Source organism: Fredinandcohnia onubensis, from assembly GCF_002734215.1.
In the GTDB taxonomy this organism is placed as follows: Bacteria; Bacillota; Bacilli; order Bacillales; family Bacillaceae_L; genus Ferdinandcohnia; species Ferdinandcohnia onubensis.
In genome coordinates this window covers 354,543-368,948 of sequence record NZ_NSEB01000007.1, presented here as the reverse complement: position 1 = coordinate 368,948, position 14,406 = coordinate 354,543, and the positions used below count along the sequence as shown (strand labels likewise).

Sequence of the window (14,406 nt, the reverse complement as noted above, 5' to 3'; positions counted from 1 at the left end):
AAGGAGAGAGAAATTCATGCTAGTTCAATCAGAAACATTGTTTAACTATATCGGTGGGGAATGGATTGAAAGCTCTACTACTATTAAACAGCCAGTATATAATCCAGCAACCGGAGAAATAATCGCAGAAGTACCGCTTTCTACAAAAGAAGATGTGGATAAAGCTGTTCAGGTGGCTAACGAAACTTTTAAATCATGGTCACAGGTTTCTGTACCAAAAAGAGCACGTATTCTTTTTAGATATCAACAATTATTGGTAGAAAATTGGGATGAACTTGCTAGATTAATAACGATGGAAAATGGAAAAAGTTATACAGAATCCCATGGTGAGGTCTTGCGTGGAATTGAGTGTGTCGAATTTGCAGCAGGTGCTCCTACATTAATGATGGGAAAACAACTACCAGATATCGCTACTAATATGGAGTCTGGCATGTATCGTTATCCAATTGGAGTGGTTGGTGGTATTACACCATTTAATTTCCCAATGATGGTACCTTGTTGGATGTTTCCGTTAGCAATCGTGTGCGGTAATACATTTGTATTAAAGCCATCTGAACGAACTCCTTTATTAGCAAATCGACTTGCTGAGCTATTTGAGGAAGCTGGTTTACCAAAAGGGGTTTTGAACATCGTACATGGTGCTCATGATGTCGTTAATGGACTTTTAGAGCATAAACTGGTTAAGGCTATTTCGTTTGTAGGGTCACAGCCTGTAGCAGAGTATGTGTATAAAAAAGGAACTGAAAACTTGAAGCGTGTTCAAGCATTAGCTGGCGCTAAAAATCACTCTATCGTATTAAATGATGCAGACATTCAAGATGCAGCAGCTCAAATTTCAAGTGCAGCATTTGGTTCAGCAGGTGAGCGCTGTATGGCGGCCTCTGTTGTTACTGTTCAGGAGGACGTGGCAGATGATTTGATTAAGGAACTATATAATCAAGCTAATGATATTACGATAGGGAATGGATTGGAAGAAAATGTATTTTTAGGTCCAGTTATTCGTGATGAACATAAAAAACGAACTCTTGGATATATTGAATCAGGTATCAAAGAAGGTGCAGATCTAATTCGTGATGGTAGAAAGGATGCTGCAGTAAAAGGTGACGGCTACTTTGTCGGTCCGACTATCTTCGATAAAGTAACAAGAGATATGAAAATATGGCAGGATGAAATTTTTGCACCTGTTTTATCCGTAGTACGCGTAAAGTCATTAGAAGAGGCGATTGAAGTTGCAAATAGTTCAAAATTTGCAAATGGTGCCTGTATCTACACAAAAAACGCAAGTTCAATACGTAAGTTCCGTGAAACAATCGACTCTGGAATGTTAGGAGTTAATGTAGGCGTCCCTGCCCCAATGGCATTCTTCCCATTCTCTGGTTGGAAAGATTCTTTTTACGGGGACCTTCATGCAAATGGAACAGATGGTGTTGAGTTTTATACTAGAAAGAAAATGTTAACAGCAAGATATCAATAACAGATGAAATAAACCAATTTATAAATCTTATTTTAAAACTGTTTTTCTACTAGTAAGCGACCTACTATTTCTTATCAAATAATAGGTCGCTTACATCCATATTTATGCACTGAAATTTTACTGGGGGATGATAAAATGAAAGACATTTTAGAGAAAAATAAATATGTTTCAATTAATCCAGCAACTGAAGAAATGATTGCAGAGTTCGAAATGATGAATCGTCAAGAAGTTGAAGAAAAAATACTTTCTGCAGTTGAAGCTCAAAAAGAATGGAAGAAAACCCCCGCTCCAGTAAGAGGGGAAATGCTTTTAAAAATGGCAGATAAATTAGAGAAAGAGGCCGAAGAATGGGGAAGGCTACTAACTGAAGAGGTTGGTAAATGTTTAAGGGACGGAATTGCTGAGGTTCATAGAACAGTCACTATACTGCGTTTTTTTGCCGGGGAAGGGTTTCGGATGACAGGGGAAACGATTCCTTCTAGACAAGAAGGAGTCTTTGCGTATACGAAACAACAACCTTTAGGGGTAGTAGGCGTCATAACTCCATGGAATGTCCCACTTGCCATTCCTGTTTGGAAAATTGCTCCAGCACTAATTGCAGGTAATAGTGTGGTGTGGAAGCCTGCTAACCAATCGCTACTAATCTCTCAAAAGCTTGTCTCTTTATTTGAAGAAGTGGGATTCCCTCAAAATCTTGTAGCCATGATTCCAGCCGACGGTCCATTAGTTGGCGACATATTTGCAGAAAACGAAAATATTAAAGCAGTTACATTCACTGGCTCAAATAAAACAGGAAAGACTATTAATAAACTATTATCAACTAGAGGTATTCGTTTTCAGGCGGAAATGGGAGGGAAAAACCCGTTTATTATCATGCCTGATGCCGATTTAGAACTAGCATGTAAAGATATCGTAGCAGGTGGATTATTAGATGCAGGACAACGTTGCACTGCGACTAGTCGAATTTTTGTCCATAATACGATCTATGAATCATTTAAAGAGCAAATGTTGAAAGTTTTAGATTCTGTAAAGCTGGGACCTCCTACGGAAGAATCATCAATTATTGGTCCTGTTGTAGATAAAGGACAATACGAAAATAGTTGGCATTATATTAATAAGGCTCTGGCTGAAGGGTCAACTTTAATTTATGGTGATGATGAGCCATCTGAAGAGTGGGTAAAACAAGGCTATTATATTAAACCAAAATTATTTGATAATGTTACACAAGATATGACTATAGCAAGGGAAGAAATATTTGGCCCAGTATTAGCGATCATTAAGTTTTCAGACCTCGATGAATGTTTGAAACAAGCAAACGATATTGAATACGGTTTATCTTCGACTATTTACACAAAAGATATATCAGCTGCGATGAAGTATGCAGATGAAATTGAGTCAGGACTTGTGCACATTAATTTACCTTCTACCTACAGTGAGCCGCATATGCCATTTGGTGGTATTAAATCAACTGGTATTGGCGGTTTCCGTGAATTAGGTACTCATGCAATTAAGTTTTATACAGAGTGGAAAACAGTTTATGTTCGAACTAGATAAATTCATCATGCAGAAGGAGAAAAAATAGATGGACATATTAATAGGGGTTTTAATACTATTTGCAATGATAAGTGGACTTGCAAAAGTAGGCTTTGGGTTTGGAGCCGGTATTGTATTAAACCCAATCTTAACATTATTTGTACCATCAGCAACAGCTGTTACCCTGCTGGCACCAATTCTCTGGTTTAGTAATTTTACTGGGGCAAGAACACATAGGAAATCGATAGAGTGGAATCTCATAAAAAAAATGTTACCAATGGCCATAATTGGTACATTATTAGGTAGTTTGGTACTCGCTTATGTAAATGATCAAATATTGAAACCAACTATAGGAATTATTGCAATAATAATGGGATTCTTCCTCTTGATATCTCGTAAAAAAATAATGAGTGAAAAGGAAGTTGAAGAAAAACAAGATAGTACATCTGTTATAACTAAGAAAATAGGATTTAAATATCATTTAGGGGCATTATTATCAGGGTTAGTAGGATCAACTGCTAATTCCGGAGGCCTTCCACTAATTGTCCTCTTTTTGAATGATCGATCAATAAATAAAAATGCATTTGCTGCTAATATTGTTATCATGTTAGCGATAATGGATTCGATCAAAATTATTCTTTATTTAATCTTAGGTATCCTGAACATACAAAACTTTTTATTAGTAGCATTATATATTCCTTTTATTTATGTTGGTGCTTTAGTTGGAAAATGGGTTCATTCTAAAATATCAGAAAAGTCATTTTTTACAGTTGTTCATTCGATGATTTTTATTATTGGAATAATGCTATTGTTCTAGAAATTAAGAACGTGAAGATAAAAGAGGTGTATTTAATGAAAGAAAAATTATATATAAATGGCGAGTGGATTGAATCAAATGAATATGCAGATTTATATTCACCTTTCTCAGGTGAGAAAATTGCAGAGATACCACAAGCATCCAATGAACAAGTGGATGCAGCTATTGACTCTGCCTATAACAATAGAGGAATAATGGCAAGTTTAACAGCGTTTGAAAAGGCCGAGATATTAGAGAACTTAGTTATTTTATTAAGAAAAAACAGATTAAAAGCAGCTAAAATCATTTCTATAGAGTCTGCCAAGCCAATAAAGTTTTCACTGAGCGAAGTGGATAGAACAATTGAAACATATAAGTTTGCAGCTGAAGAAGCTAAACGGATCCATGGAGAAATGATTCCTTTAGATGCAGCAAAAAATGGTGCAAATAAGTTAGGTTATACTCTCAGAGAGCCAATTGGCGTTGTGGCTGCAATTACTCCATTTAATTTTCCAATGAATTTGGTTGCTCACAAAGTAGGGCCTGCGATTGCAGCAGGAAATACAGTGGTTTTAAAGCCTGCTTCACAAACGCCGTTGTCTGCATTTTTTCTTGCCGAATTATTAGAAGAGGCTGGACTTCCAAAAGGTACTGTAAATGTAGTGTCTGGAAGTGGGCGTATAGTAGGTGATCGGTTAGTAACTAGTGAAAAAGTCAGTATGGTAACTTTTACTGGAAGCCCTGAAGTAGGCATCGGTATTAAAAATAAGGCTGGGCTAAAGAGAGTCGCATTGGAGCTAGGTTCAAATTCAGGACTGGTCATAGATGATGGTGTAGATTTAGATAAGATTATTCCAAAATGTGTAGTTGGTGCTTTCTCTAACCAAGGGCAAGTTTGTATATCACTTCAAAGAATATACGTTCATGAAAATATTTTTAATGCATTTATAAATAAATTTAAAGAGGAAACTGAAAAGCTTATTTTAGGAAATCCAATAGAGGAAAGTACCGATATTTCAGCACTTATTTCTGGAAAAGATTTAGAAAGAGCAAAAGTCTGGATTGACGAAGCAGTAGAAGAGGGCGGTAAGATAATCACAGGTGGCCAAATAAACGAAAATATCCTACTGCCGACGGCTATCGCGAATGCCCAAGCTCACTCCAAGGTATCCTGCCAAGAAGTATTTGCACCTATTGTTACAATTAATTGTATTAAAAGTATAGACGAAGGAATTAATTTAATAAATGATTCTAGGTTTGGATTACAGGCTGGAATTTTTACAAACGACATTCAAACTGCGATGGAAGCTTCTAAGAAACTTCAGGTTGGAGGAGTTATGATTAATGATGTTCCAACTTATAGAGTAGATCAAATGCCGTATGGCGGTGTAAAAGAAAGTGGAAACGCCCGCGAAGGGTTGAAATATACGATTGAAGAAATGACTGAAATGAAACTAGTTGTGTGGAACCAAATGTAAACATAATGAAAAGGAAACAAGTGCATCATCTTGTTTCCTTTTTCTTTAAGATTATTTTCTTGAAATGGAGATTAGATTAAATTTACTAGAGGTAGCTTAATAACTGTCTGTCTATAAAAGAAGGACGAGCAAGTTCTACAAGAAATTGAAAAAGGTTTGAATATGTTAATCAACAAAAAAGGATGCGATGACGCATCCTTTTTTGTACGAGTGAAGTGATTTTTAGTATTATGCATGATTTGGACAAAAAGAATTAAAAGGAACAGATAGTTGTCCGAATGAAGAGGCGATTCTGACAGGAGTCACCAGAAAAAACCAAAGGTAGAGTCCAAAAAGAAGGTTGATTCCGACAGATGGCCTGAAAAAAACAAAAGCTTAGTCCGAATGAAGGGGAGATTCTGACAGGATGCCTGAGAAAAACCAAAGGCATAGTCAAAATGAAGGGGTGATTTTGACAGAATGCATGAAAAAAACCAAGTCAGAGTCAAAATAGAAGGTTAATTCTGACCGAAGCCTGAGAAAAACCAAAGGCTTAGTCCGAATGAAGGGTTGATTTTGACAGCAGTCACCAGAAAAGCTAAGTCAGAGTCAAAATAGATGGTTGATTCCGACAGAAGTCATGAGAAAAAACTAAGGTAGAGTCCTAATGAAGGGTTGATTTTGACAGAAGGCATGTGAAAAACCAAGGCAGAGTCCAAAAAGAAGGTTGATTCCGACAGGAGAAGCATGTGAACCAATAGGAACGTCCCAATAATCGTGGTGAGTTCAGATTAGAACCACAAAATAAATAGGTTGAGACCATTGATTACTAAATCGGCAAACAGCCCCGATCCGAAGTAACGCGAATATCAGAAATACCATTCTTAAACGCAAGTCCAGATCACAAACAATAAAATATTTTCACGAATTCTTTCATATTGTGTAATATCACAACCTGAAGGTGGTGTTGGTAGTTGAAATCGACCTTAGCAAAAGTAATTGAGGCTAAAGCTCAATTACTAGTTGGAAATCAACGAAGTGTTCCTTCTATAAGTTTGCCAGTAAAGGACCTTGAGTTTATTCAGAGGAAAAAAGAGCTTCTTGATAAACGTTCAGCTGAAATCGTTAAATGCAATTCAAACGGCCAGATCATTAGTAAAAATGAGGTGGATGGAAAGGTCCATCTTAATTATCTTGTTCATTACCAATATTTAATTCGTCAGAATAAAAATCTGTACGTCGAGGAGCAATGTGAAGAAAGAAGGGCTGTATTTACATTAAATAAATTAATCAGTGATGAAGAGGTTCCAAAAGAAAAAGACACCCATCATGAAGCGATGGATCGTGAAAACCAAGAAGAAGACGATCGGGATTTTAAATATAACCGTCTTGCAGCGGTTCAATACGCGGAGCGTTGGTGGAATGATTACAACCCAAAATACAAAAAGTTTGAAGATAATTGTACGAATTTTATTTCGCAATGTCTCCGTGCTGGGGGCTCACCGATGTATGGATATCCAAATCGCAGTAAAGGTTGGTGGATGCAAAATAATAATTGGAGTTATAGTTGGACTGTTGCGAATGCCTTGAGATGGTATTTAAGTGGATCACAAAAAGGTCTTCAAGCAAAAGAAGTATCCTCGCCAAAGCAGCTTTTATTGGGTGATATCATTTGCTATGACTTTGAAGGAGATGGGCGTTTTAATCATAATACGATTGTCGTGGCGAAGGATATTGAAGGTTATCCACTTGTTAATGCCCAGTCGCAAAACAGTCGGATGAGGTATTGGTCCTATTATGATTCAACAGCCTATACACCGAATATTAAATATAAGTTTTTTCATATCATAAATAACTAATAACTTTATTCAGTAGAAGCCCCTTAACTGTCCGTGTGGAATCAAGAAAATAAGATATACTATTTATGTGGGGTTCAAATCGTGGCTGAATAAAGTTACAGCCTCCGGCGGATGCCACGATTTTTCAAAGGAAATTTTTCGAGCAGTAAGTTCAAAGACTAAGAACGCCACTTCCTGTGGCAACGTCTTTATGACCCACATCGTGTGGGCCTAAAAATCGGGCGCAAATACGCCAAGGCGTATTTGATTTCTTTTTGGTATAATAACGATTGAGGTGAATGAAAGTGGGACTACACGTCGTATTATACCAACCAGAGATTCCTGCAAATACAGGGAATATCGCGCGTACATGTGCAGCAACAGGGACAACTTTGCATTTAATTCGGCCCATGGGATTTTCAACCGAGGACAAAATGCTTAAGCGTGCTGGTTTAGATTATTGGGAGTTTGTAAAGATTCTTTATTACGATTCTTTAGAGGAGCTTTTTGAAAAATACCAGGATGGAAAATTTTATTTTATTACAAAGTTTGGACAGAAAGCATATTCATCCTTTGATTATAGTGATTTACAAAAGGATCATTTCTTTTTATTTGGAAAAGAAACTACTGGGCTACCTAAGGAACTCATCGAAAAAAATAAAGAACGGGCTCTCCGACTACCAATGACAGAAAATGTCCGCTCTTTAAATTTATCTAATACCGCAGCTATTTTAGTATACGAAGCTTTAAGACAACAAAATTATCCTGGACTAACGTAAAACAAAAACGACCTCTACCCATTGGCAGAGGTCATTTTTTTATTATTTTTTGTTTACGCTTGGCTTATCTTCATACCCACCCGTAAAGATAGCTGCTAAAAATGTAACAATAACACCTAAAATTAACAATAATTTCATGTGTTTTTCCTCCTTTATGTATGAAGCTCAAAAATAACCTTCAAAAAAGATTCCTAGGTGTATTATAACCTAAATTCAATTTTGTGTGAATGTTATCTATGGACAAATTGTAAACATTTTCGAACCTTTTAAAAACAGGCACATAAACTTTATAAACTCCTTTTACATTGTATCCCCTTATTTTTTCTAAATTATTTTCATTTTGTCCAATCAAGAATACTAGGGGAATTTTTCTTATAATTCAGAATAGGACATGTTGAATTTTGTAAGATTAAAGCATGTTAAAGGACATCCTCGCATACATTTTATTAAACCGTGCAAGAGACAACAAAGATGGAGGAGGCCCCTAATTAATGGATATCTTAAAAAAGATAGAACAATTTCGTGAAGAGGAACAACGTTTGAAGTGGGAAGGAACCTTCGCTGATTATTTAGAACTACTAAAGGAAAAGCCATGGGTTGCTCAGTCTGCTCATTCCAGAGTTTATAATATGATTAAAGACGCCGGGATTGAAGAGGAAAATGGAAAACGTAAATATAAGTTCTTCGACCACCAACTATTTGGTTTAGAGGAAGCACTTGAGCGACTAGTCGAAGAATATTTTCATCCAGCAGCAAAACGACTTGATGTTCGTAAGCGAATTTTATTATTGATGGGTCCTGTTAGCGGTGGTAAATCAACATTGGTTTCCATGTTAAAAAGAGGATTAGAAACATACTCACATACTGAAAGAGGCGCGGTTTATGCAATCAAAGGCTGCCCGATGCATGAAGACCCACTGCACCTTATTCCCCATCATTTAAGAGAGGACTTCTTCGATGAGTACGGGGTTCGGATTGAAGGTAATTTATCGCCACTAAATATGATGAGATTGCAGGAAGAGTACGGAGGCAGAATTGAGGATGTTAGAGTTGAGCGAATATTCTTGTCCGAGGATAAGCGTGTAGGAATTGGAACCTTTAGTCCTTCAGATCCAAAATCTCAGGATATTGCTGATTTAACTGGAAGTATTGATTTTTCAACAATTGCTGAGTTTGGTTCAGAATCAGACCCACGTGCCTATCGCTTCGATGGAGAATTAAACAAAGCGAACCGTGGAATGATGGAATTCCAAGAAATGCTAAAGTGTGATGAAAAATTCCTCTGGCACTTACTCTCCTTAACGCAAGAAGGTAATTTTAAAGCAGGAAGATTTGCTTTAATTTCAGCGGATGAGCTGATCGTCGCACACACGAACGAAACAGAATATCGTTCCTTTATTGCGAATAAGAAAAATGAAGCGCTACATTCACGTATCATTGTTATGCCGGTTCCATATAATTTACGTGTTTCTGAGGAAGAGCGTATATATGCAAAGATGATTAAGGAAAGCGATGTGCGCGATGTTCATATTGCTCCACATACCTTTAGAGTGGCAGCAATGTTTACGATTTTAACTAGATTAAAGGCCCCTAAAAAAGGCGATATCGATATTATTAAAAAGATGAGATTGTATGATGGGGAAAGTGTGGAAGGCTTCAATGCAATTGATGTGGAGGAGCTCAAAAAGGAATATCAGGATGAGGGAATGAGTGGTATTGACCCGCGTTATGTAATTAACCGGATATCATCCACGATTATTCGAAAAGAAAACCCATCCATTAATGCATTGGATGTATTGCGTTCCTTAAAGGATGGCCTTGAACACCATCCATCCATTTCGAATGAAGACCGTGAGCGCTATTTGAATTTCATCTCAATTGCGAGACGTGAGTATGACGATATTGCGAAGAAAGAGGTTCAAAAGGCGTTTGTTTATTCATATGAAGAGTCTGCGAAGACATTAATGGATAACTATCTAGATAATGTTGAAGCATACTGTAATAAAAACAAACTTCGCGATCCTTTAACAGGGGAAGAAATGAATCCAGATGAGAAGCTTATGCGTTCGATTGAGGAGCAAATTGGAATCTCTGAAAATGCAAAGAAGGCATTCAGAGAGGAAATCCTTATTCGTATCTCAGCATATGCCCGTAAAGGAAGAAGATTTGATTACAAGTCACATGAACGTCTTCGTGAGGCAATTCAAAAGAAATTATTTGCGGACCTGAAAGACGTCGTGAAAATCACTACTTCTACAAAAACACCAGATGAGCAACAGCTGAAGAAGGTCAATGAGGTTGTGGCAAGATTAATTGATGAGCACGGTTATAATTCAACATCCGCGAATGAACTGCTACGTTACGTAGGAAGCTTATTGAACCGATAATCTAGAAAGAAAATAGGGGTTAGGCCAGCTTGATGGTCTAATCCCTTGTTTTTCAAATCGGACGGATCTATTCGGTTGTACTTATGAAAAGGAACCAGAGTAAGGAATCCACGTGTAATCCCCTTCATCGGGCTTATGAAGAGGAATTCGAGCGAGAAAACCGATCGTTAATCCCGTTCATCCTGCTTGTGAAGAGGAACCCGAGCAAGGAATTCACTTGTAATCCCCTTCATCGCGCTCATGAAGAGGAATCCGAGCTGAAATCGACCGTTAATCCCCTTCATTGCGCTTTTGAAGAGCAATTCAAGTAAGGAATCCACTTGTAATCTCCTTCATCGCACTTAGAAAGATGAAACTTGTCCATTTATGAATAATAGTGATGGAGTCTGTTTGTAATAAACAGCAGGAACTTGTCTATTTTTAAGACTAATCGCCTAATTCACGAAAATTTTTGTCAATAAATCAATGTTCTTGCATAGTATAGAGTAATCTACTATTGGTTAATTTTTGCTAAAGAGTAGGTAGAAGCTGGTCTCTTTTTTATTTCAAACAGCTTTTGTTTAATACAGTTTTTCGTTTAACGAAGTTCTTTCACAAACCGTCAAGATAATGTATGAAGGTCAAGGTAAAAATGTGAATGGTTTAATAAAAAAATTTTAGGAGGGGAAAGATTATGTCGAAAAGTAATTCAAAGAACTTTGTCATTTCCCAAGAAGATTGGTCCCTCCATCGCAAAGGCCATGATGATCAAACAAGACACCAAGATAAGGTACAGGATGCTATTAAGAATAATTTACCTGATTTGATAACGGAAGAAAGTATAATTATGTCAAACGGAAAAGATGTTGTTAAAATTCCTATTCGTTCCTTAGACGAATATAAAATCCGTTACAACTATGATAAAAATAAACATGTTGGCCAAGGGAATGGAGATAGCCAGGTTGGTGACGTTATTGCAAGAGATGGGTCCGGACAAAGTGCAGGAAAAGCAGGCCCTGGAAAAGGGCAAGGTGCAGGTGATCAAGCCGGTGAAGATTATTATGAGGCGGAAGTTTCTCTAATGGAGCTTGAGGAAGCCCTATTTAAGGAATTAGAGCTGCCAAATCTTAAGCGGAAAGAACAGGATCAAAACATTGTAGAAAATATTGAATTTAATGATATTCGTCGAACCGGTTTAATGGGCAATATTGATAAGAAACGGACAATGATGTCGGCATACAAACGAAATGCGATGGCAGGGAAGCCTAGCTTCCATCCGATTTATCGGGAGGATTTGAAGTTTAAAACATGGAATGAGATTGTAAAACCAGATTCAAAGGCAGTAGTGCTTGCGATGATGGATACGAGTGGTTCAATGGGAATTTGGGAGAAGTATATGGCAAGAAGCTTCTTCTTCTGGATGACTCGATTCCTGCGTACAAAATATGAAACGGTGGAAATCGAATTTATTGCCCACCATACGGAAGCCAAAGTTGTGTCTGAAGAGGACTTTTTTTCAAAAGGTGAAAGTGGGGGTACAATTTGTTCATCAGTGTACCGCAAAGCATTAGAAGTAATTGATGATAAGTATCCAGCGGCACGTTATAATATTTATCCATTTCATTTCTCAGACGGAGATAATTTAACCTCAGATAATGCAAGATGTGTGAAGTTAGTGAGCGAGTTAATGAAGGTTTCTAATATGTTTGGCTATGGGGAGGTAAACCAGTATAACCGTCATTCGACCCTTATGTCAGCCTATAAAAACATTGAGGATGAACGATTTAGGTACTATATTTTAAAACAAAAAGCAGACGTATTTCATGCGATGAAGAGCTTTTTTAAGAATGAAGAAGAAAATAAGGCGTATGCATAGAAAAAAGCCAGCTGAGACGCTGGCTTTTTGGTTTTTTAATTTTTCTGAACCTCATACTTCTACCATGGCTTTTATAATAGCAGAATTAGGATTTGTCCACCCAGTAAAATCTTTTATCATATTTGCGAATAATGACCTATTAGTTATAAACTTTTGCATGTCAAACTTCCGTTTCCTCAAAAGGTTATAAACCATTTGAAAATCTTCCATCGTTGCATTTCTGCTGCCCATTAATATAGTTTCTCTTTTATGAAAATCCGGGTTGTGAAAATGAATTGTATCTTTGACCAGCCCAACATAAACCACTTTCCCACCAAAGGAAATATACTCCAATGATTGTTCCAATGAACCTTTATTTTCAGTAGCATCTATAACTATATCAGTCATATTACTGCCTGTAATTGGCCTGGTTTAATACATTTAATTTGTTTCAAGTTTATTCACCGCCTATTTTTGAAATGAATTGGTGATATTCTTTATTTCCACTTGGCCAAGTACGATTATGTATTGGAGATAATCTGTTGCGAACTTCTTCTAGTAACTTCAGATTAATAGGTTCCTTTAGCCAATTAATATTCTTGATAATATTTTTTACACTGGCAGTACTTACTAAAGTTGTAGAAATATTATTGTTGGAAGTTGAAAATTGAATCGCAAGTTTAGCCAGGTCTACTCCTTGTTCTTTACAATAAACTGCGGTTTCTTTACAAACCTTAATAATTTCTTTATCAGCAGGATGCCACTCGGCTATAGGACCGTCATGCAGTAACCCCATGGATAGGGGAGATGCATTCACTAATCCAACACCTTTCTTCTTCAACATAGGCACTAAATCTAACAATGATGTATCATTTAATGAATAATGACAATAGGAAAGGATTACATCTAATGACACGTCATCCAATATTTTTGTGAAGGTTGGTAAAGGTAAGGCAGATACTCCGTAGAATCTTATTTTTCCTTCTTTTTTTAAATCTTGTAAGGCTGGAATAGATTCCTCAAGAATTTGTGTGTAATTACCAAATTCAATGTCATGCAAAAATAATATATCCAAGTAATCGGTATGAAGTCTTTGTAAACTTTCTTCGACACTCTTAATAATTCGTCCATAGGAAAAGTCAAATTCTTCACTTCCATACCTTCCTGCTTTAGAAGACAGTATAATGTCGTCTCTATTTAACTCTTGTATTGCTTTTCCTAATACTGTCTCTGCTTTGGTTAGACCATAGTATGGGGATACATCAATATAATTGATTCCATGCTCTACTGCTGTTCTAACAGTATTAATACCTTCACTTTCACTTACTTCTCTATACACGGATCCTAATGAGGAAGCTCCAAAACTAAGAGATGACACTGACATACCAGTATTTCCTAACTTACGATATTTCATAGACCCCACCCACTATTCTAATTTATAAAACCTGCTGGCATTTCTCCCGAAAAGTTTTTCTAACTCTAAACTGTTTAATTGATCACCTAAATTTGTTCGAACAACTTCAATTGCTTCATCATATGTACCTGACAATAAACAAACAGGCCAATCACTTCCAAACATTAATCTATCGGTACCAAAAAGTTCTAAAACAGCACTTAAATACCGTTTGAAGTCTATCATTTTCCAATTAGTTGAAGCTTCGGTTATCATCCCAGATGTTTTACAAAAAAGGTTTCGATAGTTTGATAACTTATCCATACTATTGAACCATGCTTCATAGGATTTGTTGGCTATATCAGGCTTCCCTATATGGTCTATGCCCCCCCTGAGGTTAGGTACTTTTTTCAATAACAAATTCAGTGTATCTAACTGATTGTGAGTGACTAATAAATCTACTGGTAAATTGATTTTCTCCAAGTATTTAAAAGCATTGACATATCGTTCGCTTAAAATTATGGTTTCATCGGTCATATCTTGAATCATGACACGTATACCTGCAAATTTACGATATTTTTTGTAAACTTCTAACTGTTCTTTGAATTTTGGATCATTTAGTTCCAGCCATGTAACAACAGCCGCTACTGTCTCAACATTATTACTAAGTTGAAGTAAAAATATGGATTCATCATATGTAGGAGCTGCTTGTATTAATACCGTTTTATTTATATTGTGATGTGTTAAGTGAGGAAGAAGATCTGATGGGTAATAATCACGATACATAAGGTGATTATCCGGTTTAATCCAACCATAATCATCTCTAGATATCTTCCAATAGTGTTGGTGAGCATCTATCCTCATGAGAAAATGAACCTCCCTATCATTTGTATTTATTATCAAATCAGTCAAAGT

The 14,406-nt window shown here is 36.6% G+C and carries 12 protein-coding genes; 8 read left to right on the top strand and 4 right to left on the bottom strand.

The window, feature by feature from the left end; translation table 11 throughout:
• The first annotated feature begins 16 nt into the window (after positions 1-16).
• The 7 genes from CKK03_RS10775 to CKK03_RS10745 all read left to right on the top strand — a co-directional run bounded on the left by CKK03_RS10775 (position 17) and on the right by CKK03_RS10745 (position 10,264).
• On the top strand, positions 17-1,474 hold the full coding sequence (locus tag CKK03_RS10775; protein ID WP_099362579.1) for a CoA-acylating methylmalonate-semialdehyde dehydrogenase: 1,458 nt from the start codon (positions 17-19) through the stop codon (positions 1,472-1,474).
• A 135-nt stretch (positions 1,475-1,609) separates the two neighbouring features.
• Positions 1,610-3,028, top strand: coding sequence for an aldehyde dehydrogenase family protein (locus CKK03_RS10770; RefSeq protein WP_099362578.1), 1,419 nt, complete (start codon positions 1,610-1,612; stop codon positions 3,026-3,028).
• Between the two features lie 28 nt (positions 3,029-3,056).
• Positions 3,057-3,824 (top strand): sulfite exporter TauE/SafE family protein, encoded by a 768-nt coding sequence (locus CKK03_RS10765; RefSeq protein WP_099362577.1) that lies wholly within the window; start codon positions 3,057-3,059, stop codon positions 3,822-3,824.
• Positions 3,825-3,859: 35 nt separating this feature from the next.
• Positions 3,860-5,281 carry an aldehyde dehydrogenase family protein gene (locus CKK03_RS10760; RefSeq protein WP_099362576.1) on the top strand — a complete coding sequence of 474 codons (1,422 nt, stop codon included), beginning with the start codon at positions 3,860-3,862 and terminating at the stop codon, positions 5,279-5,281.
• Positions 5,282-6,234: 953 nt separating this feature from the next.
• Positions 6,235-7,119: an amidase domain-containing protein gene (locus tag CKK03_RS10755; RefSeq protein WP_099362575.1), complete on the top strand. Its 885-nt coding sequence runs from the start codon at positions 6,235-6,237 to the stop codon at positions 7,117-7,119.
• A 284-nt stretch (positions 7,120-7,403) separates the two neighbouring features.
• Complete coding sequence (gene trmL, locus CKK03_RS10750; protein ID WP_425432855.1) at positions 7,404-7,877, top strand: tRNA (uridine(34)/cytosine(34)/5-carboxymethylaminomethyluridine(34)-2'-O)-methyltransferase TrmL; 474 nt, start codon at positions 7,404-7,406, stop codon at positions 7,875-7,877.
• A 491-nt stretch (positions 7,878-8,368) separates the two neighbouring features.
• Positions 8,369-10,264: a PrkA family serine protein kinase gene (locus CKK03_RS10745; RefSeq protein ID WP_099362573.1), complete on the top strand. Its 1,896-nt coding sequence runs from the start codon at positions 8,369-8,371 to the stop codon at positions 10,262-10,264.
• Positions 10,265-10,431: 167 nt separating this feature from the next.
• On the opposite strand, the gene CKK03_RS23690 is transcribed toward CKK03_RS10745, so the two are convergent.
• Positions 10,432-10,584, bottom strand: coding sequence for a hypothetical protein (locus CKK03_RS23690; RefSeq protein ID WP_180271225.1), 153 nt, complete (start codon positions 10,582-10,584; stop codon positions 10,432-10,434).
• 353 nt (positions 10,585-10,937) lie between these two features.
• Here CKK03_RS23690 and yhbH point away from each other — a divergent pair, with 353 nt between their 5' ends.
• Positions 10,938-12,119, top strand: a complete 1,182-nt coding sequence (gene yhbH, locus CKK03_RS10740; protein WP_099362572.1) for a sporulation protein YhbH — start codon at positions 10,938-10,940, stop codon at positions 12,117-12,119.
• A gap of 51 nt (positions 12,120-12,170) precedes the next feature.
• On the opposite strand, the gene CKK03_RS10735 is transcribed toward yhbH, so the two are convergent.
• Genes CKK03_RS10735 through CKK03_RS10725 form a run of 3 tightly spaced genes read right to left on the bottom strand, consistent with a single transcriptional unit; the run spans position 12,171 to position 14,355 of the window.
• A complete protein-coding gene (locus CKK03_RS10735) occupies positions 12,171-12,521 on the bottom strand; it encodes a zinc-binding dehydrogenase (RefSeq protein WP_281254493.1) in 351 nt (116 codons plus the stop codon).
• Positions 12,522-12,555: 34 nt separating this feature from the next.
• Complete coding sequence (locus CKK03_RS10730) at positions 12,556-13,512, bottom strand: aldo/keto reductase (RefSeq protein ID WP_099362570.1); 957 nt, start codon at positions 13,510-13,512, stop codon at positions 12,556-12,558.
• Positions 13,513-13,524: 12 nt separating this feature from the next.
• Positions 13,525-14,355 carry an amidohydrolase family protein gene (locus CKK03_RS10725; RefSeq protein WP_099362569.1) on the bottom strand — a complete coding sequence of 277 codons (831 nt, stop codon included), beginning with the start codon at positions 14,353-14,355 and terminating at the stop codon, positions 13,525-13,527.
• Positions 14,356-14,406 lie beyond the last annotated feature (51 nt).

Excerpts from the sequence above, each read along its gene's own strand:
- CKK03_RS10770 (WP_099362578.1), top strand. The coding sequence starts at position 1,610 with ATGAAAGACATTTTAGAGAAAAATAAATATGTTTCAATTAATCCAGCA.
- CKK03_RS10730 (WP_099362570.1), bottom strand. The coding sequence starts at position 13,512 with ATGAAATATCGTAAGTTAGGAAATACTGGTATGTCAGTGTCATCTCTT.
- CKK03_RS10745 (WP_099362573.1), top strand. The coding sequence starts at position 8,369 with ATGGATATCTTAAAAAAGATAGAACAATTTCGTGAAGAGGAACAACGT.
- CKK03_RS10760 (WP_099362576.1), top strand. The coding sequence starts at position 3,860 with ATGAAAGAAAAATTATATATAAATGGCGAGTGGATTGAATCAAATGAA.
- CKK03_RS10775 (WP_099362579.1), top strand. The coding sequence starts at position 17 with ATGCTAGTTCAATCAGAAACATTGTTTAACTATATCGGTGGGGAATGG.
- yhbH (WP_099362572.1), top strand. The coding sequence starts at position 10,938 with ATGTCGAAAAGTAATTCAAAGAACTTTGTCATTTCCCAAGAAGATTGG.
- CKK03_RS10765 (WP_099362577.1), top strand. The coding sequence starts at position 3,057 with ATGGACATATTAATAGGGGTTTTAATACTATTTGCAATGATAAGTGGA.
- CKK03_RS10725 (WP_099362569.1), bottom strand. The coding sequence starts at position 14,355 with ATGAGGATAGATGCTCACCAACACTATTGGAAGATATCTAGAGATGAT.